The 23,724-nt window shown below is 73.7% G+C and carries 21 protein-coding genes, 1 pseudogene and 2 riboswitches; of the genes and pseudogenes, 7 read left to right on the forward strand and 15 right to left on the reverse strand.

Annotation, left to right across the window (positions count from 1 at the left end):
- Positions 1 to 23 precede the first annotated feature (23 nt).
- A riboswitch (cobalamin riboswitch) is annotated at positions 24 to 140 on the reverse strand.
- A gap of 114 nt (positions 141 to 254) precedes the next feature.
- The 3 genes from K1T35_RS30905 (at position 255) to K1T35_RS30915 (ending at position 4,906) form a co-directional block, all read left to right on the forward strand.
- Positions 255 to 1,802 (forward strand): alkaline phosphatase, encoded by a 1,548-nt coding sequence (locus tag K1T35_RS30905; protein WP_220255313.1) that lies wholly within the window; start codon positions 255 to 257, stop codon positions 1,800 to 1,802.
- Between the two features lie 165 nt (positions 1,803 to 1,967).
- Positions 1,968 to 4,082 (forward strand): MMPL family transporter, encoded by a 2,115-nt coding sequence (locus tag K1T35_RS30910; RefSeq protein ID WP_220255314.1) that lies wholly within the window; start codon positions 1,968 to 1,970, stop codon positions 4,080 to 4,082.
- Positions 4,083 to 4,096: 14 nt separating this feature from the next.
- Entirely contained in the window at positions 4,097 to 4,906 is an 810-nt protein-coding gene (locus K1T35_RS30915) for an IclR family transcriptional regulator C-terminal domain-containing protein (RefSeq protein ID WP_220255315.1), read from the forward strand.
- Here the strand turns inward: K1T35_RS30915 and K1T35_RS30920 are convergent.
- Positions 4,903 to 5,868, reverse strand: coding sequence for a zinc-binding dehydrogenase (locus K1T35_RS30920; RefSeq protein WP_220255316.1), 966 nt, complete (start codon positions 5,866 to 5,868; stop codon positions 4,903 to 4,905). The genes K1T35_RS30915 and K1T35_RS30920 overlap by 4 nt on opposite strands.
- Positions 5,869 to 6,045: 177 nt before the next feature.
- Between K1T35_RS30920 and K1T35_RS30925 the strand changes: the two genes are divergently transcribed.
- The 3 genes from K1T35_RS30925 to K1T35_RS30935 all read left to right on the forward strand — a co-directional run bounded on the left by K1T35_RS30925 (position 6,046) and on the right by K1T35_RS30935 (position 9,242).
- Positions 6,046 to 7,392 carry an MFS transporter gene (locus K1T35_RS30925; RefSeq protein ID WP_255620929.1) on the forward strand — a complete coding sequence of 449 codons (1,347 nt, stop codon included), beginning with the start codon at positions 6,046 to 6,048 and terminating at the stop codon, positions 7,390 to 7,392.
- Positions 7,392 to 8,411 (forward strand): Gfo/Idh/MocA family protein, encoded by a 1,020-nt coding sequence (locus tag K1T35_RS30930; protein ID WP_220255317.1) that lies wholly within the window; start codon positions 7,392 to 7,394, stop codon positions 8,409 to 8,411. The genes K1T35_RS30925 and K1T35_RS30930 overlap by 1 nt, the downstream gene beginning before the upstream one ends.
- A 72-nt stretch (positions 8,412 to 8,483) precedes the next feature.
- Positions 8,484 to 9,242 (forward strand): sugar phosphate isomerase/epimerase, encoded by a 759-nt coding sequence (locus tag K1T35_RS30935; RefSeq protein ID WP_220255318.1) that lies wholly within the window; start codon positions 8,484 to 8,486, stop codon positions 9,240 to 9,242.
- Here the strand turns inward: K1T35_RS30935 and K1T35_RS30940 are convergent.
- The 8 genes from K1T35_RS30940 to K1T35_RS30975 form a co-directional block, all read right to left on the reverse strand.
- Positions 9,239 to 9,802, reverse strand: a complete 564-nt coding sequence (locus K1T35_RS30940; RefSeq protein WP_220255319.1) for a cyclodeaminase/cyclohydrolase family protein — start codon at positions 9,800 to 9,802, stop codon at positions 9,239 to 9,241. The genes K1T35_RS30935 and K1T35_RS30940 overlap by 4 nt on opposite strands.
- A gap of 5 nt (positions 9,803 to 9,807) precedes the next feature.
- On the reverse strand, positions 9,808 to 11,037 hold the full coding sequence (gene cobA, locus K1T35_RS30945; protein WP_255622696.1) for a uroporphyrinogen-III C-methyltransferase: 1,230 nt from the start codon (positions 11,035 to 11,037) through the stop codon (positions 9,808 to 9,810).
- Positions 11,037 to 11,924 carry a sirohydrochlorin chelatase gene (locus K1T35_RS30950; protein ID WP_220255321.1) on the reverse strand — a complete coding sequence of 296 codons (888 nt, stop codon included), beginning with the start codon at positions 11,922 to 11,924 and terminating at the stop codon, positions 11,037 to 11,039. The genes cobA and K1T35_RS30950 overlap by 1 nt, the downstream gene beginning before the upstream one ends.
- Positions 11,924 to 12,529: a precorrin-8X methylmutase gene (locus tag K1T35_RS30955; protein ID WP_255620930.1), complete on the reverse strand. Its 606-nt coding sequence runs from the start codon at positions 12,527 to 12,529 to the stop codon at positions 11,924 to 11,926. The genes K1T35_RS30950 and K1T35_RS30955 overlap by 1 nt, the downstream gene beginning before the upstream one ends.
- Before the next feature lie 59 nt (positions 12,530 to 12,588).
- Positions 12,589 to 12,656, reverse strand: a riboswitch (cobalamin riboswitch).
- Positions 12,657 to 12,836: 180 nt separating this feature from the next.
- On the reverse strand, positions 12,837 to 14,546 hold the full coding sequence (gene cobJ / locus K1T35_RS30960; RefSeq protein WP_220255323.1) for a precorrin-3B C(17)-methyltransferase: 1,710 nt from the start codon (positions 14,544 to 14,546) through the stop codon (positions 12,837 to 12,839).
- Positions 14,546 to 15,691 carry a precorrin-6y C5,15-methyltransferase (decarboxylating) subunit CbiE gene (cbiE, locus tag K1T35_RS30965; RefSeq protein ID WP_255620931.1) on the reverse strand — a complete coding sequence of 382 codons (1,146 nt, stop codon included), beginning with the start codon at positions 15,689 to 15,691 and terminating at the stop codon, positions 14,546 to 14,548. The genes cobJ and cbiE overlap by 1 nt, the downstream gene beginning before the upstream one ends.
- Before the next feature lie 68 nt (positions 15,692 to 15,759).
- Positions 15,760 to 16,569: a precorrin-4 C(11)-methyltransferase gene (gene cobM, locus K1T35_RS30970; RefSeq protein ID WP_220255325.1), complete on the reverse strand. Its 810-nt coding sequence runs from the start codon at positions 16,567 to 16,569 to the stop codon at positions 15,760 to 15,762.
- Between the two features lie 77 nt (positions 16,570 to 16,646).
- A complete protein-coding gene (locus K1T35_RS30975; RefSeq protein WP_220255326.1) occupies positions 16,647 to 17,183 on the reverse strand; it encodes a TetR/AcrR family transcriptional regulator in 537 nt (178 codons plus the stop codon).
- An 82-nt stretch (positions 17,184 to 17,265) separates the two neighbouring features.
- Between K1T35_RS30975 and K1T35_RS30980 the strand changes: the two genes are divergently transcribed.
- Entirely contained in the window at positions 17,266 to 18,480 is a 1,215-nt protein-coding gene (locus K1T35_RS30980; RefSeq protein ID WP_220255327.1) for an FAD-dependent monooxygenase, read from the forward strand.
- A gap of 59 nt (positions 18,481 to 18,539) precedes the next feature.
- Here the strand turns inward: K1T35_RS30980 and K1T35_RS30985 are convergent, their stop codons facing one another.
- From K1T35_RS30985 to K1T35_RS31005, 6 genes and pseudogenes are all read right to left on the reverse strand, one after another.
- Complete coding sequence (locus K1T35_RS30985; protein ID WP_220255328.1) at positions 18,540 to 19,574, reverse strand: patatin-like phospholipase family protein; 1,035 nt, start codon at positions 19,572 to 19,574, stop codon at positions 18,540 to 18,542.
- A gap of 347 nt (positions 19,575 to 19,921) precedes the next feature.
- Positions 19,922 to 20,248, reverse strand: a complete 327-nt coding sequence (locus K1T35_RS49165) for a hypothetical protein (protein ID WP_255622807.1) — start codon at positions 20,246 to 20,248, stop codon at positions 19,922 to 19,924.
- Between the two features lie 40 nt (positions 20,249 to 20,288).
- Positions 20,289 to 20,540: pseudogene (locus K1T35_RS49170) on the reverse strand (methyltransferase domain-containing protein); the annotation flags it as partial.
- Between the two features lie 246 nt (positions 20,541 to 20,786).
- Positions 20,787 to 21,338 carry a flavoprotein gene (locus K1T35_RS30995; RefSeq protein ID WP_220255330.1) on the reverse strand — a complete coding sequence of 184 codons (552 nt, stop codon included), beginning with the start codon at positions 21,336 to 21,338 and terminating at the stop codon, positions 20,787 to 20,789.
- A 21-nt stretch (positions 21,339 to 21,359) separates the two neighbouring features.
- Complete coding sequence (locus K1T35_RS31000; protein WP_220255331.1) at positions 21,360 to 22,715, reverse strand: cobyrinate a,c-diamide synthase; 1,356 nt, start codon at positions 22,713 to 22,715, stop codon at positions 21,360 to 21,362.
- Between the two features lie 28 nt (positions 22,716 to 22,743).
- Positions 22,744 to 23,715: an aldo/keto reductase gene (locus K1T35_RS31005; protein WP_220255332.1), complete on the reverse strand. Its 972-nt coding sequence runs from the start codon at positions 23,713 to 23,715 to the stop codon at positions 22,744 to 22,746.
- Between the last annotated feature and the right edge of the window lie 9 nt (positions 23,716 to 23,724).

The following is a 23,724-nucleotide window of genomic DNA, read 5'->3' on the forward strand; positions in this document are numbered from 1 at the left end:
CCCGAGGGTCCGCGCCCTCTGCTCGGCGGAGTCGTGACGGCGGCGAGTGTCTGGCTCCCGGGGACATGCCCCGGTGACAGTGGCGGGACCGCGCCGGACTCGCACCGGCTTCCTGCACTGCCGTCGTGCAGAACTGGAACACACGGCGGGTCCGCCGGTCAACGCGTCGTGAGGATGCCGACCCTTCGTTCGGCGGTTCTCCTCCCGCAGGCCGCCGTTCACGATCGCCCCACAGGCTGAGCCGGGGGTGGGGCGTGGGGGATCTCAGCAGGCGGCATTTCCTCGGGGCAGCGGTCCTGCTCGGGGCGAGCGCGAGCCCGGCGTGGGCGGCGCCGCGGTTCCCCGCCGACCCGTTCCGGCTCGGCGTCGCGTCCGGCGACCCGCGCCCCGACGGCGTGGTGCTCTGGACACGGCTGGCCCCCGACCCGCTCGCCGTCGACGGCCGCGGCGGGATGCCGGACCGGACGGTGCAGGTGGGCTGGCAGGTGGCCGAGGACGAGGGCTTCACCCGGGTTGCGCAACAGGGAGACGTCTCGGCCACACCGGAGCTGGGGCACTCGGTGCACGTCGAGGTCGCCGGGCTGCGGCCAGGGTGGCAGTACCACTACCGCTTCCGCGTGGGAGGCGACATCAGCCCGGTGGGCCGGACCCGCACCGCACCCGGCTCCCCGGTCGACGAGCTGGCGTTCGCGTTCGCCTCCTGCCAGTGCTGGTACGAGGGCTTCTACACCGCCTACCGGCACATGGCCGCCGAGGACCTCGACTTCGTGGTGCACCTCGGCGACTACCTCTACGAGTACGGCGTCGGCGAGAACGCGGGCGTGCGGAACATGCGGCTCGACGCGTCGTTCCAGCGCGAGACGGTGTCGTTGCCCGAGTACCGCAACCGCTACGCCCTCACCAAGCTCGACGCCGACCTGCAGGCCGCCCACGCCGCGTGCGCCTGGATCCAGACCTGGGACGACCACGAGGTCGAGAACAACTGGGCAGGCGAGCTGGCCGAGCCCGACCGCGACGGCCTCCCCGACGGCGACCGGGCGTCCTTCAGGACGCGCAAGGCCGCGGCGTTCCAGGCCCACTACGAGCACACGCCGCTGCGGCTGTCGCAACGCCCGTCGGAAGCGACCAGCGAGCTCTACCGGAGGCTCGGCTTCGGCGGCCTGCTGGACCTGCACGTGCTCGACACCCGCTCGTTCCGTTCCGACCAGGTGTCCGACACCACCACCGACGAACGCCACGATCCGGCTCGGACGATGCTCGGTGAAACGCAGGAGCGGTGGCTGCTCGACGGCGCCGCCGGGTCCCGCGCGGTGTGGAACGTCCTCGCCAACCAGGTCCTGATCGCCCAGGCCAACCGTTCCCCCGCCGGGAAGCGGTTCGGAAACGACTCATGGGACGGCTACACCGCCGCCCGCGGCCGCCTACTGGGCGGCATGCACGAGCGCGGCGTCGCCAACCCGGTCGTCCTCACGGGCGACATCCACCGCAGCGTCGTGTGCGACCTGAAGCTCGACTTCGACGACGAGCGCTCCGCGACGGTCGGCACCGAGTTCGCCGGTACCTCGATCTCCTCCGCGGGGGACGGCGAGCCGATCGACCAGCTGGGCCGCGACTGGCTCGCCGCCAACCCGCACATGCGGTTCCACAACTCCCAACGCGGCTACGTCAGCTGCCGGGTCACGCCGCGGGCATGGCGGAGCGACTTCCGGGTCGTCCCGTACGTGACCAGGCCGGACGCGCCGGTCGAGACGGCGGGCAGCTTCGTCGTCGAGGCGGGGCGACCGGGCGCGTCACCCGCCTGACCCCGGCGGTGGGGGCACACAATCCCGCGAGTCGGGGTCTCCGTGCGCGCGAGTCGGGGTCTCCGTGTGCACGCGAGCCGCGCGTGGACGGGTGGGGTTTTCCTCACCCCGGCGTGACCGGCGTACTCCAATGACCCGGGGCCGCAGGAGCGGGACGCTCCATCCGTGATCAGGAGCGAGCCGGTGGGGGTAGTGCGGGTGGCGGTGTGGAGCGCGCGCCACCCGTGGTGGGCGATCGCGGGCTGGGTCGGGTTCCTCCTGCTCTGCGTGGGCGCGGGGGCGGCCACCGGCACGAACCGCGGCTCGCTCGCCGACTTCCGGGTCGGGGAGGCCGGTCGCGCCGAGGCCATCGCCGAGGAGGGCGGGCTCACCCCGCCGCTCGTGGAGCAGGTGCTGATCACCGGACCGTCCGGCGCCCTCGATCCGGCCGCCTGGGAGGTGGCGGCCCGGATGCGGCCGTTGCCCGAGGTCGCGGCCGTCGGCGAGCCCGTTCGGTCGGCGGACGGCGGCGCGGTGCGCGTTCCCGTCACGATGGCGGGCGACCCGGACACGGCACGGCGAGCGGTGGGCGCGCTCGAAGCGCAGACGGCCGCGGTCCAGCTCGCGCACCCCGACTTGCGGGTCGCCCAGACCGGCAGCGCGTCGAGGTCCGCGGGGGTGAACGAGAACCTCGGCCATGACCTCTCCCGCACCGAGATGATCAGCCTCCCGGTGACGTTCGTGATCCTCTTCCTCGTGTTCGGCGCCGTGCTCGCCGCGGCGGTTCCGGTGCTGCTGGCCGTGTCGGCGTTCGTGGGCTCCGTCGGTCTGTACGCGGTGGCGTCATGGGCGTTCCCGGACGCGGGCGGTGCGGCCGTCAGCGTGGTGTTCCTGCTCGGCATGGCCGTCGGCGTCGACTACACGCTGTTCTACGTCAAGCGGGTGCGCGAAGAGCAGGCGCGTGTCGGCGGGATCTCCCCCACCGCCGCCGTCGAGGCCGCCGCCGCCACGTCCGGCCGGGCGGTCGTGACGTCGGGGATCGCGGTCATCGCCTCGCTCTCCGCCCTCTACGTCGTCGACGACGTGATCTTCTCCTCGATCGCCACCGGCGCGATCCTCGTCGTCGCCGTCGCGGTCGCCAGCTCGCTCACCGTGCTGCCCGCGCTGCTCGTCGTGCTCGCCAGGTGGATGCGGCCGCGCCACAGGCATGCCCGGGGCTCGGAGGGCAGGTGGGCCGCGGTGCTCCAGCCCGCGCTGCGCCGTCCCGGCATGACGCTGGTGGCCGGGCTGGTGTGCGTCGCGGCGGTGGCGCTGCCGGCCATCGGCATGCGGCTGGGCACGGAGGGAGCGGGGACGTTCCCCCGCGGCATCCCCGCCGTCGAGACCTATCACCGGCTCGTCGCGGCGTTCCCGGACGCCGGTCCCGCGCACGTCGTGGTCGTGCGCGCGAGCACGGGCGCCGACGTCCCGGCCGCACTCGCCACGCTCGCCGCCGGTGCCGAGGACCGGTCGACCCCGGAGATCCGCGCGAGCGCCGACGGGACGACCTGGACCGTCCGGCTGCCCGTCCCGCACGCCGAGAACTCACCCGCGGCACTCGCGTCGCTGGAGCGCCTGCGCGGGGTGCTCCTCCCCGCGACCCTCGCCCTGCCGGGCGTCGAGTACGCGGTGACCGGCGAGGTGGCGCGCGGAGTCGACTACGCGGCGCACCAGAACGCGCGCATCCCATGGGTCGCCGGGCTGGTGTCGATCGCGACGTTCGTCGTGATGCTGGTGGCGTTCGGCTCGGTGCCGCTCGCCCTGGTGGGGGTGGCTGTCAACCTCGCCGCCGTGGCCGTGTCGTGGGGCGTGCTCACGCTGGTGTTCCAGGGCACGTGGGCCGAGAACCTGCTGGGCTTCACGTCCACCGGGTTCGTCGGTTCCCGGATGCCGATGATGATCTTCGCGATCCTGGCCGGCCTCTCCACCGACTACCAGATCTTCGTGGTGAGCCGGATCCGCGAGGCCGTGCTCCGCGGCGTGCCGACCCGGCAGGCCGTTCGCGACGGGATCATCGGCTCCGCGAGCGTCGTCACCAGCGCGGCCGTGATCATGCTGTCGGTGTTCGCGAGCTTCCTGTTCATCGACCGGATCGAGCTGAAGCAGGCCGCCGTCGGGCTGTCGGTCGCCGTGCTGTTCGACGCGATCGTGCTGCGGATCCTGATCCTGCCGTCGGTGATGACCCTGCTCGGCGAGCGCACCTGGTGGCCGATGCGCCCGGTCCACCGGCACGCGGACTCCCCGGTCCCCGCGCCCGTCTGACTATCATGTGCGCGATGCGCACAGAGGACGCCCCGAGTCACAGTCGGAACGGCCACGGCCCTCATTTCGTGCAGTCCGTCGCCCGTGCGCTGGCAGTACTCCGGTCGTTCTCCGGCGAGCGGCCGAGGCAGTCGCTCTCGGACGTGGCGAAGGCGACCGGCCTCGACCGCGCGACCGCGCGCCGGCTGCTGCTCACGCTGGCCGACCTTGGGTACGTGGCGAGCGACGGACGCACGTTCGAGCTGACCCCGCGCATCCTCGAGCTCGGCTACGCGTACCTGTCCGGCATGTCGCTGCCCGAGATCGCCACGCCACACCTGCAGAAGCTCGCCTCGGAGCTCAACGAGACGGCGGCGCTGGCCGTGCTGGACGGCGACGACATCGTCTACGTGGCGCTCGTCCCCAGCGCCCGACTCGCCGCCGTGAAGATCAACATCGGCACCCGGTTCGACGCGTACGCCACCTCGATGGGACGGGTCCTCCTGGCGGGCCTGCCCCAGCCCGAGCTCGACCGTTACCTCGACCGGCTGCACCTCACCACGCGCACCGAACGGACCGTCCGCACGGTGGAGCAGCTGCGGCGCGAGATCGAGAAGGTGCGTTCCCAGGGCTGGGCACTGGTCGACTCGGAGCTGGAGGAAGGGCTGCGGGGCGCGGCCGCCCCGGTGCGCGACCGGGCGGGACGCGCGATCGCGGCCGCGAACGTGTCGGTGCACGCGGGGCGCACCACGCCCGAGCTGGTGGAGCGCGACCACGTGCCGGCGATCCTGCGCACGGCCCGGCTCATCGAGGCCGACCTGGTAGGCAACGCCTTCCACCACTAGCTGACGCGGATCCAGACCTTCCCCGGAACCGACCGCACCGACTCGAACGCCTCCCCCGCCTTCTCCAGGGCGAACTCGGCCTGCAGCACGCGGTGCGGGGCGACGTCGGCGCGTTCGAGGACCTCCACCGTGCCGGCGAAGTCGCGGGGGTGGTCGTAGATCAGCGAGCCGACGATCCGCAGCTGCCGGTAGACGATCGTCCAGCTGCTCAGATCGAGGGTTTGCCGGTTCATCCCGATCAGCACCGCGGTGCCGCCGGTGGCGAGCCGCTCGAGCGCGGGCGGGAGCGCGGCGGGCACGCCCGACGTCTCGAACACGAAGTCGACGGCGGCAGAGCCCGCGGGCTTCGCGCCGAGTGCGTGGGCGAGCTCGCGGCGCCCCTCGTGGGGTTCGACCACCTCGGGCACCGCCCCCATCGCGAGCAGCGCGACACAGAGGAAGAGGCCTTGCGAACCGGCCCCGACCACCAGGCAGGTATCGCCGGGTGCGATGCCGGACCGGCGGATCGCGGCCCGCGCGACGGTGAGCGGCTCGGCGCCCACGAGATCGTCGATCCGGACGTGACCGGCCACCGGGAACGCGAACTCCGCGGGCACGGCGACGCGCTCCGCGAGCAGGCCCGGCGTGTTCATCCCGAGGATGACGCGGTTCGGGCAGGCCGAGGTGAATCCGGCGAGGCACGCGGCACAGCGCAGGCAGCAGTAGTTCGGCTCGATGGCCACCCGCTGACCGGGTCGCCGGTCGCGCACGTCGCGGCCGACGTCGACGATCTCGCCGACGCCCTCGTGGCCGAGCACCCACGGCGTGTGTGGCACCGGCCGGGTGCCGGCGTAGACGCCCAGGTCGGAGCCGCACAACCCGACACCCATGACGCGCACGAGCACGTCACCGGGCCCGCATTCGGGCTCGGGGAGGTCGACGATCTCGAGCTCGCTCGGTCGTACCAGCGCCGCTGCCTTCACGTGGACTCCCTGTTCAGGATGCGCACAGTTGCGCGGATACCGCCCAGAGTAGGACCCGTCTCCTGGCGCGCTCAAGTCCGCGTACGCCGCTTGACGGCGCCGTCGGCTGCTTCTAGCCTCTCCCCACCCTGTTGCGCACAGTTGTGCGCATCGTGCACAGCTTCAAAGGAGAAGACCGTGGAACGCACCCCGAGGAAGGCCGCCGCCAGCGGGTGGGTCGGCAGCGCGCTCGAGTACTACGACTTCTTCATCTACGCGCAGGCCGCCGCCCTCGTGTTCCCGGCGATCTTCTTCCCGCAGGGCAACCCGACGGTCGGCGTCGTTGCCTCCCTCGCGACGTTCGGCGTCGGGTACGTGGCCCGCCCGCTCGGCGCGTTCGTGCTGGGTCAGTGGGGCGACAAGCACGGCCGCAAGAACGTCCTCGTGCTGTGCATGCTGATGATGGGCATCTCGACGTTCCTCGTGGCGCTCCTGCCCACCTACGAGTCGGTCGGCGTGCTCGCCCCGACGCTGCTGGTGATCCTGCGCCTCATCCAGGGCTTCGCCGTCGGCGGCGAGATCTCGGGAGCCAGCGCCATGATCGTCGAGCACGCGCCGTTCGGACGCCGCGGCTTCTACGCGAGCTTCACGCTCCAGGGCGTGCAGGCGGGGCAGATCCTCGCGGCCGCGGTGTTCCTGCCGATGTCGGCGTTCCTGCCCGACGAGGCGTTCCAGTCCTGGGGCTGGCGGGTGCCGTTCCTGCTCAGCGCGCTGGTGGTGGTCGCTGGCTACGTCATCCGCCGCCGCGTCGACGAGACGCCGGCATTCCGCGAGGAGCAGGAGCAGAACGCCGTGCCGAAGGCGCCGATCGTGCAGGTCGTCCGCGAGAACGGCTCCGACATGCTGCGCGTGATCGCCATGGCCCTGATGAACATCGTGCCGACCACCGCGACGGTGTTCGGCGCCACCTACGCCACCAGCAAGGCGTACGGCCTTGGCTTCAGCCCCACGACGTACCTGTGGATCTCCGTGGTCGGCAACGTCGTCGCGGTGCTGCTGATCCCCTTCGTCGGCAACCTCAGCGACCGCATCGGGCGCCGCCCCTGCATCATCGTCGGCTCGCTGGGCTCTGGCGCGCTCTCCTTCGCGTACCTGTGGGCGGTCAGCGAGGGGAACGTCGGGCTCGCGTTCGTGCTCGCCATCCTCATGTGGGGCGTGGTGTACCAGGGCTACAACGCGATCTTCCCCGCCTTCTACCAGGAGCTCTTCCCCACCCGCACCCGCGTGACCGGCTTCGCCGTCTCCCAGAACATCGGCACGGCGATCACCGCCTTCATGCCGACGCTGTTCGCGGTCCTGGCGCCGTCCGGCTCGAACGTGCCGCTGATCGTCGGCTCGTTCACGTTCGGGTTCGCCGTGCTGGCGGCCGTCTCGGCGTGGTCGGCGCGCGAGACGTTCCGGATCCAGCTGGACGACCTGGGCGCAAAGGACGCCACGCCGGTACCGGCCGACGACTACGCCCGGCTGCGGGCCGCGTCGGTCTGATGGCAGTCCCGCGCATCGTCGTGGCCGGCGCCGGTCTCATCGGGCGCCGGCACGTCGCGCTCGTGCAGGAGAACCCCGGCTGCGAGCTCGCCGGCATCGTCGACCCGGCTCCCGTGGCCGCGTCCCGCTACGGCTCGATCAGCGAGTTCTTCGCCGCCGAGGGCACCGACGACGTCGGGGTGATCGTCGCGACGCCCAACCGGCTGCACGTGCCGATCGCGCTGGAGTGCGTCGAGCGCGGGGTGCCCGTCCTCGTCGAGAAGCCGATCGCCGACACCGTCGAGGACGGGGCTCGGCTCGCCGAGGCGGCGGAGAAGGCGGGCGTTCCGCTGCTCGTCGGCCATCACCGCCGCTACAGCCGATTGCTGGAGGCCGCCGCGCGGACGGTGGCCTCCGGTGCACTCGGGCGCGTGGTGGCCGTGCAGGGCAGCGCGCTCTTCCACAAGCCCGACGACTACTTCGACGCCGCGCCGTGGCGGCGCGAGCCCGGCGGCGGTCCGATCCTCATCAACATGATCCATGAGGTGGACGACCTGCGGGCGGTTTGCGGCGAGATCGTCGCGGTGCAGGCCATGGCCGCGAACGGGACGCGTGGGCACGAGGTCGAGGACACGGTGGCCATCGCGCTGCGCTTCGCGAGCGGCGCGCTGGGCACCTTCCTGCTCTCCGACACCGCCGCCGCGCCGTTCAGCTGGGAGCTGACCTCAGGGGAGGACCGCAGCTACCCGCAGGCGATCGACGCCGACTGCTACGTGATCGCCGGGACACGCGGCTCGTTGCGGGTGCCGACGATGCGCCTCACGACCTACCCCGGCGCCCCGTCCTGGTGGGAGCCTCTCGACACGGCTGTGGTCGAGGTCGAGGAGGCCGATCCGCTCGCGCGCCAGCTCGCTCACTTCTGCGACGTGATCCGCGGGGCCCCACCCCGCGTCACCGGTCGGGACGCCGTCGAGACGCTGCGCGTCACGCTCGCCATCGCCGAGGCGAGCCGCACGGGCGAGCTGGTCGAGGTGTCGTGACCGGGCACGACGACGCGGGCGAGTTCTTCCACGTCCACACCGAACTGCTCGGCTCGCCCATGAGGAGAGATCGTGAATCGGATCGCCCTGCACCACTCGCCGGTGCTCCCGCTCTCCCCCGTCGAGCTGGTCGCCCTCGCCCGCGAGGCCGGCTACTCCTCGATCGGGATCCGGGTCGCCTCGGCCGACGAGGCCGAGCCGTGGTGGCAGCGCGGCATCGGCTCGCCGATGCTGCCCGCGCTGGTCGACGCGTTGCTCGAGTCGCGGGTCACGGTGCTCGACGTCGGCCGGGTCGAGCTGGGCCCCGAACTGCACCGCGTCGACTACGCCCACCCCTATCTGCGCGCCCTTGAGCTGGGAGCCCGGCTCGGGGCGCAGTTCGTCACCGCCCGCGCCACCGCGCAGCCCGGCCAGCGCGAGCACTTCGCCGCGCTCGCCGAGCTGGCTCAGCGCTACGGCCTGCGGCCGCTCCTGCACGCCGTGCCAGGCACCGGCGCGCCGACGCTGCACCACGCACTGGACGTCGTCGGCACGAGCGGCGGCGGTGTGGTGCTCGACGTGCTGTCGCAAGCCGGGCTAACCGCGGACGCCGTCGACCAGACCGTCGTGGAGCTCGGTGACCGGCTCGGCTACGTGCGGCTGCTGGTCGGCGAGCTCGAGCAGGGCAGCCCTCCCCATGGCCTGCTCGCGACGCTGCCCCCGCAGGTGCCCCTCGCGATCGGCACCGATCAACCCGGTTGCGTCGGCGGGAACCGGGTCGACCGCCTGCGGGCGGTGCTGCACGCCGTGGACGGGCTCCTGCGCCATCCCCGGGCAGCAACTCGCGACTAGCGCCGCACCACCGCCTCGGCGAGCCCGCGCGCCTTCGCCCCGATGTTCCGGGCACGGTCCCGCTCGGCCGATCCTGCGTCATCCGTGACGTTGGCCGCGATCAGCTCGGCGGCCGTGGTCGCGGCCGCGGCGGCCAGGTGGACGGCCGCGGCGGCGTCGCCGTGCAGGTTGGGGTTGCCGCTGCGGGCGAGGTCGGCGGCCAGCACCGCCACCTGCCCGGCGAGCTCGGTGATCCGCGCGGGCACGTCGATCGTCTCCCGGCGGGCGGCGGCGACCACATCGGCCCGGCCCGGGTCGTCGCGCGGCAGGCGGGTGGCGGCGAGGTAGGCGCCGTATGCCGCGGCGTCCGCGTCGGCGAGCGGGGCGACGGTGGCGCGCAGGGCGTCGGCGCGGTCGGCCGCCGAGCCGTCGTCGCCGAACCTGGCGGCCATGCCGGCGAGCGCGGCCGCCAGCGCCGTGGTCAGCGCGGCGGCCCCGCCCCCACCCGGGGCCGGGGTGCGCGCGGCCGCGGCGTCGAGGAGCTCGCGGACGGTCATGTCGAGCAGGGAGCGGTCGGCCATGGGGATCAGGTACCCGGTGTGGTCACCGCGCCGTCGGCGAGGCCCGCCACCGGCCCGACGACGACCACGGCCGGCGGGTTGATCCCCTGCTCGCGCACCGCGTCGGCGACGGTGGCCAGCGTCGCGCGGAGGGTCCGCTGGATCCGCATGGTGCCGTCCTGCACCACGGCGACGGGTGTGTCGGCCGGGCGGCCGCCCGCGATCAGCGCGTCGGCGAACGCGCCGATCCGCTCCACCGCCATCATCAGCACCACCGTGCCGCGTAGCCGGGCGAGCGCGGGCCAGTCGACGAGGCTGCGCGGGTCGTCCGGCGCGACGTGCCCGGAGACCACCACGATCTCGTGCGCCACCCCACGGTGGCTCACCGGCACGTCGGCCACGGCAGGGGCGGCGAACGCGCTCGTCACGCCCGGCACCACGGTGACGGCCACGCCGGCCTCGGCGCACGCCATGGCTTCTTCGAAGCCACGGCCGAACACGTACGGGTCCCCGCCCTTGAGGCGCACCACGAACTTCCCGGCGCGGGCGTGCTCGATCAGCAGCTCGTTGATCCGCGCCTGGTTCATCGCGCGGCCGTACGGGATCTTGGAGGCGTCGATGACCTCGACGTGCGGATCGAGCTGATCGAGCAGATCGCGCGGGCCGAGCCGGTCGGTGACCACGACGTCGGCACGCGAGAGCAACCGCCGCCCGCGCACGGTGATCAGATCCGGGTCGCCCGGCCCGCCGCCGACGAGCGCGACCCCGGGCCGCACCGGCTCCGCGGCGTCGTCCACGACCCCGGCGTGCAGCGCCTCGACCACGGCCGTGCGCACCGCGGCCGAGCGGCGCGGGTTGCGCCCGGCGAGCACGCCGACGGTGAGCCCGCCGTGGCGCCCGACCGCCGGGGTGACCGCGCTGCCCTGCGGAGCGTCATCGGCGCGCACGCAGAACACCCGCCGCTCCTGCGCCTCCGCACCGACCTGGGCGTTGACGGCCGAGTCGTCCGTGCACGCGATGGCGTACCAGGCGCCCTCAAGGTCGCCGGCCCGGAAGCCGCGTGCCGTCCACCGCAGCTCGCCCGCGGTGGCCATGGCCTCGACGGCCGGGGTGACCTCCGGTGCCACGACCTCGACATCGGCCCCCGCCGCGAGCAGCCCGGCGAGCCTGCGCTGCGCGACGACGCCGCCACCGACCACGACGACGCGGCGGCCGGCCAGGTTCAGGCCGACGAGATAGGTGTCCACGCGCGTCATCATCCCGCGATCACGTGACCGTGTCCGTGTCCGTGCCCATGTCCGTGTGACGGGTCGTCCGGGTGGTGGTGCGGGGTCTGCGCGGCGCCGAGCTTGTCCTCGAACCCGGGCAGCAGCACGCGGTAGGCGCAGGTGTCGCAGTTCATCCGGATGTCGCCGTGCAGCGCCTCGCGGTAGCGCTCCAGCACCAGCTCCGCGAGCTCCGGGCAGTCGCCGATGTGCCGCGCCACCCGCACGTCGACGTCCGGGTGCCGGTCCGCGAACGCGCGGGCCTGCTCCCCCACCCTGCGCGGCAGCACCCCGTCGAACAGGAAGTACGGCGCCACGACCACCCGCCGCGCCCCCAGCGCCCGGCAGCGGGCGAGCCCGCCGGCCACGTCAGGGCCGGTCAGGGAGACGAACGCCGGCTCGACGAAGTCGTACCCGCGGCCCTCCTGCAACAGCCGCGCGACCTTGCAGATCTCCGCGTTGGCGTCGGGGTCGGTTGAGCCGCGGCCGACGAGCAGCACGGCCGTTTCCCGCGCCGGCGCGACCTCGGCGACGCGCGCGGCCACCACATCCTGCAGGAGCGGGTGCGGCCCGAGCGGGCGCCCGAAGACGTACGCCGTGGCCGGGTCGCGCACAACCTCGCGCTGCAGGGCCGCCGGGATGTCGCCCTTCGCGTGGCCTGCCGCGACCAGCACCATCGGCACAGCCGCCATCGTGGTGTTCCCGCGCTCGGACAGCTCCGTCCACGCCTGGTGGACGGTGGGCGCCGAGAGCTCGATGAACCCGCCGGCCACGTCCACGTCGAGCATGTCGCTCATGCGGCCGGTGAACGCGACGAACTCCTCGACGCCGGTCGCGTCGACCGTGCCGTGTCCGACGAGCAGCAGGGGCGATGCCATCAGTCCACCGCCCTGTCGTCATCCGCGTAGAGCAGGGCGTTGACGGCGGCCGCCGCGACGGCGGCCCCACCCCGCTCACCGCGGTTGCTGACGGCCGGCAGTCCCGACGCGCGCAGCGCCGCCTTGGCGGCCACCGCGCCGACGAACCCGACCGGAAGGCCGACCACGAGCGGCGTGCGCACCAGGCCGTCGGCGGCGCAGCGCACCAGCTCGTGCAACGCGGTCGGCGCATTCCCGATCACCCACACCGCGCCGTCCGGGTGCTGCGCGACGGCGGCGCGGATCCCGGCCGCGGACCGCGTCAGCCCCGGTTCGGGGCCCGCGGCGAGGTCGAGCGCCACGACCGCCGGGCGGGCGGTGATCCCGGAGGCCACCATCCGCACGTCGGTGACCAGCGGCGACCCGGCGAGCAACGCCTCCCGGCCCGCCTGCAGGGCGTCCTCCGCGGCGACCAAGTCGCCGGCCCATGTGGTGTCGGCACTCGTGTGCACGACCCGCTCGACGACCGCGCGCGTGAGCGGCGGCAGATCAGAGGTGTCGAGCCTGCTGCGCAGGATCGCGTAGGACTCCTGCTCGATCGGATGCACGGCGACGCGCGCGTTCACGGTTCTCCTCCCCGGGGTGTCCACGCCCGGACGGGGTCGGTGGTGGGTGTGCCGCGCGAGGTCTGGCTCCCTGCGGAGGTTCGCAGGTGACAGTGGCGGGACCGCCCCGGAATCGCACCGGGTTCCCACACGGCCGGCCGAGCCTAACCCGACGCATGCCCTCGCTCCCTCGCCGCGTGCGCGACGTCGCACCTCCGCGGCGATTCCGTCGAACCGACGGGCGACGGTGCAGCGGGCGCACGACTCGCGCACATCCAGAGCGCGACTCGCGGGAGCTCACGACCGGGCCACGAGCTGCGCGGCAATCTCAGCTCCAGCGATAACCCCGCGGCGTCACCATCCGCCCCGCCACCATCCGCGTCGCCGACGACCCGACGACCACGGTCGTGAGCATGTCGACCTCGGCGGCGTCGAACTCGACCAGGGGGGCCGTCCACACCCGCTGCCCCGGCCGCCCGGCCTGCCGGACGGCGCCGACCGGTGTGGTCGGCGGGCGATGGGCGCGGAAGGCGTCGAGTGCGGCGCCGAGCTGCCAGTGGCGGTCGCGGCTGCGCGGGTTGTAGAAGCAGGTGACGAGGTCGGCATCAGCGGCGGCCGCGACGCGACGTTCGATCACCGGCCACGGGGTGTGCAGGTCCGACAGCGAGATCAGCACGTGGTCGTGCCCGAGGGGGGCGCCGAGCAGTGCGGCGGCGGCGAGCGCGGCGGTGACACCGGGGACGCCGACGACCTCGATGTCGGCACCCGCCTGCTGCAGCGCCGGGCTCGCCATCGCGTACACACCCGCGTCGCCGGAGCCGATCAGCGCAACCGCGCGACCCTTCGCGGCGAGGGCGACGGCGTCCGCCGCGCGCTGCTCCTCGTCGCCCAACCCGCTCGCGTGCACCTCGGTGCCAGGGCGGAGCAGGTGGCGGATCTGCTCGACGTACTGGTCGAGCCCCACCACCACGGACGCACGGCGCAGCTCCGTCCCGGCGCGGGGCACCCGCAGGTCGGCCGCGCCCGGCCCGAGCCCGACGATCGCGAGGCGGCCCCGGGGTCGGATCCGCGCGGCCGCGACCGTGACGTTCGCGCCCTTGATCTTCTCGACCACCAGCTCGACCGGCGCCCCGCCGCCCAGCTCCGCGGCGGCGTGCAACGCGGCGGCCTCGGCCACGCTCGCGGTGCCCACCTCGGCGCGCACCACCTCGCTCGGGTTCGGCACGGCGACCTCGGCCAGTACCTCGGCCGGGTAGGTCCGCAGCTCCGCGGGCGCGATCGCGGCGAGGATCCCCGCCTCGTCCGCCTTGAGGTCGACGCTCGCGTACGCCCGGACGGCACGCAGGTCGACCCCGTGCTCGGTCTCGATGCGCCGCAAGGCGGCACTCACGGCGGCGGCCGGCACTCCGCGCGCGGCCCCGATCCCGACGACGAGCGTAGGCGGCACGACCCGGGTCACGCCGCCCACGAGCCGATCGGTGACGACGACCCGGTGCGGTTCCCGGACGTCAGCAAGGTGGTTCTGCTGACGTCCCGGGGTGGGCGGCAGCGGGAAGGCAAGGGGGTTCTCCACCACCGCCGTGCCGTCCAGCAGTGCGCGGCCGGCGGCCGCCGCGTCGCCGTCCACCACCGCGTCGAGGGCGACTGCCAGATCGTGGACACCCGTCGTGGCGGTGGCGTCGGAGGCCGTCGTGATCACGGGCTGGGCGCCGAGCAGTGCGCCGACCCGCTCGGCGAGCGCGTTGGCGCCGCCCTCGTGCCCACCGGCGAGGGCGACGGCGAACCGGCGGGCCTCGTCGACGCACACCACGCCAGGGTCGGCGCGCTTGTCCTCCAGCAGCGGAGCGACCAGCCGGACGGTGGCGCCGGTGGCGAGGAAGAACACCGCCGCGTCCAGCCGCGGCCACAGATCGGGCAGCTCGTCGAGCGGGTGGACATGGGCGCCGAGGGCGGGCGCGACCTCGGCCGCCGCCCGCCGCCCCGCCTCGGTGACGGCGAACAGCGCGATCCTCGGAGACCTGCGTGCATGGTCGACCATCAGTGCTGCGTCCCCCACATGACGGTGATCGGGTTGGTGGCGGCGAGCCGGACGGAGCCGTCCGGCAGGTCGGCGAAGCGGGACGCCGCGAGCTGCACGCCGTCGACGGTCAGGCCGGCGGCCCGCAACGCCGCGCGGGTGGGCGCGATCCGGTCGATCGCCGCGAGCGCCACGACGACCCGCTCGGGTCCGGCAGCCGCCGCGGCGGCGACGACCTCGGGGCCGCCCCCTCCGACGAACACCGCGTCCGGGCGGGGCAGCCCGGCCAGCGCCGCAGGGGCCTCGCCCGCCACGACGCGGACGTCGACGCCGTGGGCGGCCGCGTTGGCGGCGACGCGCTCGGCGTCGTCGGGCCGCCGCTCGACGGCGAGCGCCGCCGCGCCGAGCCGCGCGCACTCGACGGCCACCGAGCCGGACCCGGCACCGACGTCCCACACGAGAGCACCGGGATGCGGGGCGAGCCGCGCCAGCACGAGCGCCCTGACCTCGGCCTTCGTGACCATGCTCGCGCGGTGGTCGAACGCGTGATCGGGAAGCGCCCACCCGCCCGCCGGCGGGACGGGCTCGCCGCCCGCGTGCCAGCCGCGGGGCGGCACCGCGTCCGGGTCGCGCAGGCTCAGCACGACGGTGAGCGGGTGCCACTGGCGATCGGCGGCCTCGACGGCCGGCAGCGTGACGAGCCGCTCGTCCGGCCCGCCGAGGTCCTCGGCCACCACGAGCGTGCGCGGCCACCCCTCGAGGGCGGCGCCGATCTCCGCGGGCCCGGCGCCCGGCGCGGTGAGCACGGCGACGGCGGGCCGCGCCCGGCAGACGTTGGCGGCCGGGCGCAGGTCCCGCCCGTGCGCGCTCACGACGGCGACGTCGTCCCACGAGCGGCCGAGCCGGGCGAACAGCAGCTGCAGGCTGGAGCGAGCCGGCAGCACGACGGGCTCGTGCCCCCGCTCGCGCAGCAGCCGCACGATGCCGAAGAACCCCGGATCCCCGCTGGCGAGCACGACGCCCCGCCGCCCGGTCAGCCGCTCCAGACCGGCCTCGACCGGCCCGAGCACGACCCGCTCCGCTGCGGCCGGCACAGGGACGGCCTCGAGATGCCGAGCAGCCCCCACGACGACCTCGGCACAGGCGAGCGCATCCCGCGCAGGCACGGAAAGGGGCTCCCCATCGATCCCGATCACAGTGAGCGTCTCCGACGAACGGCGGTCGAGGGCAGGGCTCATGAGGTCCGGCGCGCCCGCAGTTCGCGGCGCGCCGACCGGTCCGGCTTGCGGAACGTGTGGAAATGCCCGGGGTGGTACAGGTGGCTCCTCGTTCCCGCCGCCGCGAGGGCCGGACCCACCAGGAACAGGGTGTGCCGCCACAGCTTGTTCTGCTTGCACACGTGCTCGACCTCGTCGAGCCGGCACCGCAGGGTCAGCTCGTCGGGCCAGCTGGTGCGGTGGGCGACGACCACCGGGGTGTCGTCCGGGTAGCCGCCCGCCAGCAGCTCGGTGACCATCTGCCCGGAGCGCGCGGCGGAGAGGAAGATCGCCATCGTCGTGCCGTGGCGGGCGAACTCGCGCAGCTTCTCCTTCGGCGGCATCGGTGTCTTGCCGCCTTCGAGCCGGGTGAGCACCACTGACTGCGCGACCTCCGGGATGGTCAGTTCCCGGCCCGCGACCGCGGCGGCCGCACCGAACGCCGAGACCCCCGGCACGATCTCCACCTCGAGCCCGAGCTCCTCGGCCGCGTCGTACTGCTCCTGCACAGCGCCCCACAGCGACGGGTCACCGGAGTGCACGCGTGCGACCTTCAGGCCCTCGGCTGCGGCACGCCGGTAGAGCGCGAGGACGTCCTCGTGCGCGATCTGCGAGGAGTCGACCAGCTCCGCGTCGGGCCGAGCGTGCTCGGTGACGCACTCGGCCATCACCAGGCTGGCCGCCCAGATCACCACGTCGGCCTCGGCGATCCGCCGCGCTCCCCGCACCGTGATGAGGTCGGCCGCGCCCGGCCCGGCCCCCACGAACGACACCTTCCCACGCTCCACGCCGGTCAGTCTGTGCCGCGGGGCGCCGCGGAGTCCATGCAGACGGCTGGACTGCGACGTTGCGCACTCGGCCGTGTCTAACCCGGCCGCAGCGCCCGCCCCGCCGACGCGACGGCGGCCTCGGCATAGCTCTCCATGGGCTCGTCGCCCATCAGCACCACGCAGTCCTGCAGGCCACCGAAGGCGATGGTCGCCCGCACGCGGTCCGCCGGCAGGTCGCTGCCCGCCAGCAACCGATCCACCTCGAGGCGCCGGTAGAGCACCTCGGTGAGCGTGCCCAGCCGGGACAGGACCGTGGGATCGCGCAGCACGCTCTGCAGCAGCTTGCGGTGGCGGTAGCACAGCTCCAGGTACCTGCGGAGGATGGCATCGGGCTCACCCGGCCCCACCTCCCGCACGTGGGCGAAGAAGTCCTCGAGATCGTCGATCAGCGGCTGGGCCAGGTCGGCGATCAGCTCGTCCTTGGACGGGAAGTGGTAGTAGAGCGCCGCCTTGGTGATGTCGAGCCGCTCCGCGATCTGGCGCAGGCTCGTCTGTTCGACCCCGTTCTCGGCGAACAGCTCGATGGCGACGGCGCGGATGTCCTCTCGCGTGTCGGCGTTGCGGCGCGGCACGTCGCGCAGCCTACCGGTTATCTACTTGCCGCCCGGTCAGTTCGTTCCTTACCGTGCGGCAAGTAGGCAATGAGAGGACCCCATGACCCGCACGATCCTGATCTCCGGCGCGAGCATCGCCGGGCCGGCACTCGCCTTCTGGTTGCACCACCACGGCTTCCGACCGGTCGTCGTGGAGCGCGCACCCGCCATCCGGGACGGCGGCTACCCGATCGACGTCCGCGCCGGTGCGCTCGAGGTCGTCGAGCGCACGGGCCTGCTGCCCGCGATCCGCGAGGCACACGTCGACACCAGAGGCGGGACGTTCGTCGGCGCGCGCGGGCGGACGATCGCGCGCATCACGCCGGACGAGTTCACCGGCAGCCCGGCGGGCCGCGACGTCGAGCTTCCCCGCGGCGACCTCGCGCGCCTGCTCTACGAGCGGACGCGCGACGATGTCGAGTACCTGTTCGAGGACACGGTCACGGCACTCGAGCAGGACGCGGACGGCGTTCACGTGACGTTCCGCAACGCGCCGCCGCGCGCCGTCGATCTCGTGATCGGGGCGGACGGGCTGCACTCGACCGTCCGCGGGCTGGTCTTCGGGCCGGACGCCGACTTCCGCCACGACCTCGGATTCGCCTTCGCCGGGTTCTCCCTCGACCCGGCGACGAGCGCCGTCTGGAACCTGGAGCGGGAGTTCGTCGCACACAACACCCCGGGACGGATGGCCGGCGTCAACGCGGTGCGCGGGCAGCAGAGCCTCACGGCGATGTTCGCCTTCGCGACCCCGCCCGGGTTCGCGGTCGACCCCCGGGATGTCGCGGGTCAGCGGGACGCCGTGGCCGCCGCGTTCGCCGGCGGTGGCTGGGAGGTCCCACGGCTGGTCGCCGCCATGCGGACCGCGGAGGACTTCTTCTTCGACACCGTGAGCCAGATCCGGATGCCGCGGTGGAGCAGCGGACGGGTGGCGCTGGTGGGCGACGCCGCCTACGCCCCGGCCCTGCTGTCCGGCCAGGGCACCAGCCTCGCCTTGATCGGCGCGTACGTGCTGGCAGGTGAGCTCGCCGCGGCCGGAGGCGACCCGGCGATCGCCTTCACCGCGTACGAGCGGGCGCTGCGCCCGTTCGTCGAGCGCAACCAGCGGCTCGCGACCTCCGGCGCCGCCACGCTGGTCCCGGGCACGCGCACCGCCCTCTGGCTGCGCAACGCCGTGCTCACCGCGCTCCCGTACCTCGGCCCGGCCAAGCGGCTGCTCAGCGGCCGGATCGACGAGGCAGCGCGGTCCTTCCCGCTACCGGACTACGCGCTCCATTGAAACGCCACTCTCACGCGGTGAGGCTGCGTGAAAGTGGCGTTTCAATCCCCCGACGGGTCTCAGGCGGCCGTGCTGCGATCGGCGTCCAGCGCGCCGGCCGAGGTCTCCAGGGCCGTGTCCAGCACCTGGAGGCGGCGCCGCGGGTTCATCAGGTTGCCGCCCATGGCCTGCAGGTCGGCGGGCCCCGGGGTCAGCACGGTGACACGGGTGCCCAGGTCGCGCACCGCGCGCACCTCGGCGTCGAGCCAGCGGGTGAGCAGCCGGCGCACCTGCCGCTCCACCACCGCGACGGGATCGGTCGGTCGGTCGTAGGAGTAGCTGGCCATGGGCGCGAGGACGTACACCTCGTCCAACACGGGCGCACCCGGCCGCGCGAGCAGCGCCAGCGACGTGGACGACGCGACGCCGCCGTCGACGTAGCGGCGCCCCTCGATCACCTGCGGTGCGAACCAGCCCGGGATCGCGCAGGACGCGAGCACCGCGTCGGCGACCGAGGCCTGCGGAGCGCCTGCGCGCCCGAACACCACCCGGCGCCCGGAGTCGTAGTCGACTGCCACCACCCACAGCGGCTTGCCGGGAACCCAGCCGTCCGCCCGCGCCCCGCCGCGCGCCTGGAGGGCGTCGACCATCCGCACGAGCGACGTCATCCGCCGCCGCCCCAGCGGCAGCAGGCCGGACGCGGCCACCACGGGGTTCATCCGGCACGGCGAGACGGCGGCCAGTGCGACCAGCCAGGGCGACCCGAGCAGCGGCAGCGGCACGGGCATCCGCCCGTCCCCGGACTCGCGCTCGATCGTGCGCAGCTCCGGCAGCTCGGCGGGCCTGCGGTCGGAGCCGGCGGCCGGGTCGGCGCCCCGCTGGTGGGCGAGCAGCTCCGGCACGTCCATGCCGCACCGCAACGCCGCACCGAGCACGGCTCCCGCACTCGTGCCGAGCACGAGATCGAGGTCGCTCAGCGGCCGGTCGAGGCGTTCGACGAGGAGCGGGAGCACACCCGCCGTCCAGGCCGACCCGAGCAGGCCACCCGCCCCGAGAACGAGGCCGACGCGCGCGTGCCGGCGGGAGCGGGACCGAGGTGTGCGGATCTCCGGCACGACGACCTCCTCGCTGAGCGTCGGTTACTCAACAGTAGCAAGGAGAAGCCACCTGGGGCGATCCACTGATCAGGGATCACGGCGACCGGCCCGCGACGGGGTGTGACCGGTCGTCGAAGCGGACGACGGTGGCGGCAAGCGCCGCCGCTTCACGTCGCGATCCGCTCGGTGGACTCCTCGGCCGAGTCGAGCCAGACCGTGCTGGTTCCGGTCGGGGTGACGGTGTGTCCGTAACGGGAGCGGTGGGGCATACCGTGGGCGACCCATGCGCGGTGCGCCGCGAGGATCTCGTCCCCGATCGATCGGGAGCCGCTCTGAAGTGCGGTGCCGTGGCTGTCGATCTCGACTCAGGAGCCGTCGTCAGTGCGCAAGATGCAGGTACCCCGGTCGGGCAGGCGCAGGGACTGCACGACCCCGGGGACCCGGAGGGCGAGCTGGAAGCCGAAGTCGGGATCGTCGAGGAGTTCTGGATCGAGATCGGCGGCGGCGCGGCGCATCGCCGTCCGGTCGAACGATGCGAGGCTCTCCCCAGATGTGCGAAACGGGTCGGTGACGTGCGGTCGAAGCCACATGAAATGGCCTGGAATGGAATAGAACCGACCCACGAGGTTGCCGTCGCCGTCGCGGCAAGCCGCGATCAACGTGCTCGACGTGACGGCGCGTAGGTCGGCCACGAGCCGCCCGTCGTCGGCGAGTTGCCCCCCACGCTCCGGGGACGGCGGGTACGGCGCAGGTGGCGAGGATTCGGTCGAACGGTGCGCGCTCTGGTACGCCGTCCGCGCCGTCGCCGGCCACGAGAGTAGGTGTGAACCCAACTGACATGAGCGTCTCACGTGCCGCGTCGACGAGTTCCGGGTCGATGTCGATGCTGGTCACAGCCTCGCTGCCGAGGCGGTGGCAAAGTAGCGCTGCGTTGTATCCGGTCCCGATCTCCAGCACCGTGTGGCCGGGCGCGGCGTCGAGCATGCCCAGCGTGCCAGCGTCGCTGGGACTTTGCGTGCGTCATCGCCACGGTACGGCCCCGCGCGACACTCTGTCTCCGCAGCCTGACACTCGGACCTCGCTTCAGCCGCTTTCGTCGACTCTGCGTAGCACGCGGCTCGTTCGCGAATCTCCTCACCTGAAACACCGGAGGTTCGCGTGCCCGAGTAATGGACGGCGTGGTGGGTCACGCTGCAGCACGACGACACGCCGAGCCCGTGGAGACATGCATTACGTGGAGGTGACCTGACCGACCAGGTCGAGCATCGCAGCCCACGGGAGCGGACGACCGCCGGGCGGCGCTTGTCGCGGCTCATCAACGGGCCAGACGGATTCGCCGTACACCAGGTGGACACCTACGGAGCGCAGCGTGGCGAGGTGGCCGGCCCACGCGGGATGTCGGACGTGCGCGGCGCTCACTCGCGGAAAGACGATCACAGGGACATCCGGATCACCGATGGCCTCGTTCGCAGTGGCGAGGGCCTGGTTGTCCGAGATGCCGAGGGCGAGCTTCGCGACCGTGTTGGCCGACGCCGGCGCCACCACGCAGCACGCGAGTTCCGGATGCGGGCGCGGCTCGTCGGGAAGCCTCGGGCGATCGCGGACCGGCAGGCCGGTGGCCTTCTCGATTCGCCTCAGCTCCGCACCGTCTGACAACCACCGGCTCGCCGTTGGGGTGAGGGTGACGGCAACCCGCCAGTCCAGCCGTAGTGCAGGCTCCACGAAGCCGTTCCAGATGGTGCGTAACCCACCGGTCGCACACGCCACCAGCCCGACGACCATTCGATCAGCCACCACGCTTCGCTACCCCTTCTCCGGCCCACGGATCTGAGGCGCGCTCCGGACGAAGCGCGCCACCGCGGCGGGCTCCCCCGCGGGATGGGTGTGCAGGAACGACGCGTGCACGCCGCCATGGACGAACCCCTCCGGCTCCGCCCCGCGCCAGGCCCAGGCTGCGGCCTCGCCGGCGCGCGGCGTGACCGACCAGTGGTGGAACTCGTGCCCCGTCACGCGCGCGCCCGCCGGGTGCAGCGCCGAGTCGGCGAGCGCAACGGCGTCGCGATAGCCCAGCGTGAGCCGCCCGGCGCGGGTCGCCGCGGCCGGGAGCACGCCGCACATCGGCGAGCCGTCCAGCGTCTCGCACAGGTACAGCAGCCCGCCGCACTCGGCGTGCACCGGCGCTCCCGACGCCGCCAGCTCCCGCACCGCGGCGAGCAGTGGCGCGTTGGCGCCGAGTTCGGCGACGTGTTCCTCCGGAAAGCCGCCGGGCAGCACGAGCGCGCCGGTGCCCTGAGGGAGGGCGGGGTCGCGCAGCGGGTCGACGGTGACCGGCTCCGCTCCGGCCGCGGCGAGCAGCTCGACGTGCTCGGCGTAGCCGAACGTGAACGCCGGGCCCCCGAGCACCGCCACTACCGGCCCGCGACCGGGTGGACCGTCACCGACGGCGTCGCGCGGCGACCACGCCGGGCCGGCCGGCAGCGGCGCGGCCAGCCCGATCACGGCGTCGAGGTCGACGTGTGCCGCCACCAGCTCCGCCATCGCGTCGACGGCGGCGGTGGCGGCTCCCCCGTGCTCCGCGGCCGTCACGAGCCCCAGGTGCCGGGACGGGACTTCGAGGGCGTCGCGGCGCGGGAGGGCACCGAGAACGGGCAGCCCCGCCTCCTCGGCGGCGGCGCGGAGCACGTCCTCGTGCCGCGCGCTGCCCACCCGGTTGAGCACGACGCCCGCGATCCGCAGGGCCGGGTCGAAGGAGCGGAACCCGTGCAGCAGCGCGGCCAGGCTGCGCGACTGGCCGCGGCAGTCGACGACCAGCAGCACCGGCGCCCCTAGTAGCCCCGCGACCTCGGCGGTGGAACCCGCACCATCGGGGATGCGCCCGTCGAACAGGCCCATCACGCCCTCGACCACGGCGATCTCGGCGCCCGCCGACCCGTGCCGGGCCAGCGGGGCGATCCGGTCGGCACCGACGAGCACCGGGTCGAGGTTGCGGCCCGGCCGCCCCGCGGCGAGCGTGTGGTAGCCGGGGTCGATGTAGTCCGGCCCGACCTTGAACGGAGCCACGGCCGTCCCCCGCCGCCGCAGCGCCGCCATGAGCCCGGTGGCGACGGTGGTCTTGCCGCTGCCCGATGCGGGCGCGGCGACCACCACCGCTCGGGTCACTGCGCTGATGGTGAGCTCGCGAGCTCGCTCACTGGTGGCCGAGCACCGGGTGCGGCACGTACGGCGCCTCGAGCGCGGCGATCTCCTCGTCCGACAGCTCCACGCCGACCGCGGCGACCGCGTCCTCGATGTGGCCGGGCTTCGTGGCCCCGACGATCGGCGCCGAGATCGCCTCCTTGTGCAGCATCCACGCGAGCGCCACCTGAGCCAGCGGCAGGTCACGGGCCTTGGCGACGTCGGCGACCGCCTGCACGACCGCGTCGTCGGACTCGGTGTACATGTTGTCGGCGATCGGGTCGCTGGCGGCGCGGGTGGTGGTGCGCTCCTCCGGCAGCCGGGCGAGCCGTCCGCGGGCCAGCGGGCTCCACGGGATCACGCCGACGCCCTGGTCGAGGCAGAGCGGGTGCATCTCCCGCTCCTCCTCGCGGTAGATCAGGTTGTAGTGGTCCTGCATCGAGACGAAGCGGGTCCAGCCGCCCAGGTCGGCCGTGTGCTGGGCCTTCGCGAACTGCCACGCGTACATGCTGGAGGCGCCGATGTAGCGGGCCTTGCCCGCGCGCACGACGTCGTGCAGGGCCTCCATCGTCTCCTCGATCGGGGTCTCCGGGTCCCAGCGGTGGATCTGGTAGAGGTCGACGTGGTCGGTGCCCAGCCGGCGCAGCGACCCGTCGATGCTGGCCATGATGTGCTTGCGCGACAGCCCGCGGTCGTTGGGCCGGTCGCTCATCGGGAAGAACACCTTGGTGGCGAGCACGTAGTCATCGCGGCGCGGGAAGAACTCACGCAGCAGGGTGCCGGTGAGCTCCTCGCACACGCCGAGCGAGTAGCCGTCGGCCGTGTCGAAGAACGTGATCCCCGCATCCACGGCGCTGCGCACGAGCGGCCGGGAGGCGTCGATGTCGAGCACCCACTCCCGCCAGGTCGGGGTGCCGTAGCTCATCATCCCCAGGCAGATCCGCGAGACCTGCATACCGGTCGAGCCGAGTCGCGTGTACTCCATGCGATCTGT

Source organism: Pseudonocardia sp. DSM 110487, assembly GCF_019468565.1.
Classification (GTDB): domain Bacteria; phylum Actinomycetota; class Actinomycetes; order Mycobacteriales; family Pseudonocardiaceae; genus Pseudonocardia.

Excerpts from the sequence above, each read along its gene's own strand:
- K1T35_RS30915 (WP_220255315.1), top strand. The coding sequence starts at position 4,097 with ATGCGCACAGAGGACGCCCCGAGTCACAGTCGGAACGGCCACGGCCCT.
- K1T35_RS30930 (WP_220255317.1), top strand. The coding sequence starts at position 7,392 with ATGGCAGTCCCGCGCATCGTCGTGGCCGGCGCCGGTCTCATCGGGCGC.
- K1T35_RS30940 (WP_220255319.1), bottom strand. The coding sequence starts at position 9,802 with ATGGCCGACCGCTCCCTGCTCGACATGACCGTCCGCGAGCTCCTCGAC.
- cobA (WP_255622696.1), bottom strand. The coding sequence starts at position 11,037 with ATGACGCGCGTGGACACCTATCTCGTCGGCCTGAACCTGGCCGGCCGC.
- K1T35_RS30950 (WP_220255321.1), bottom strand. The coding sequence starts at position 11,924 with ATGGCATCGCCCCTGCTGCTCGTCGGACACGGCACGGTCGACGCGACC.
- cobJ (WP_220255323.1), bottom strand. The coding sequence starts at position 14,546 with ATGGTCGACCATGCACGCAGGTCTCCGAGGATCGCGCTGTTCGCCGTC.
- K1T35_RS30980 (WP_220255327.1), top strand. The coding sequence starts at position 17,266 with ATGACCCGCACGATCCTGATCTCCGGCGCGAGCATCGCCGGGCCGGCA.
- K1T35_RS30995 (WP_220255330.1), bottom strand. The coding sequence starts at position 21,338 with ATGGTCGTCGGGCTGGTGGCGTGTGCGACCGGTGGGTTACGCACCATC.
- K1T35_RS31005 (WP_220255332.1), bottom strand. The coding sequence starts at position 23,715 with ATGGAGTACACGCGACTCGGCTCGACCGGTATGCAGGTCTCGCGGATC.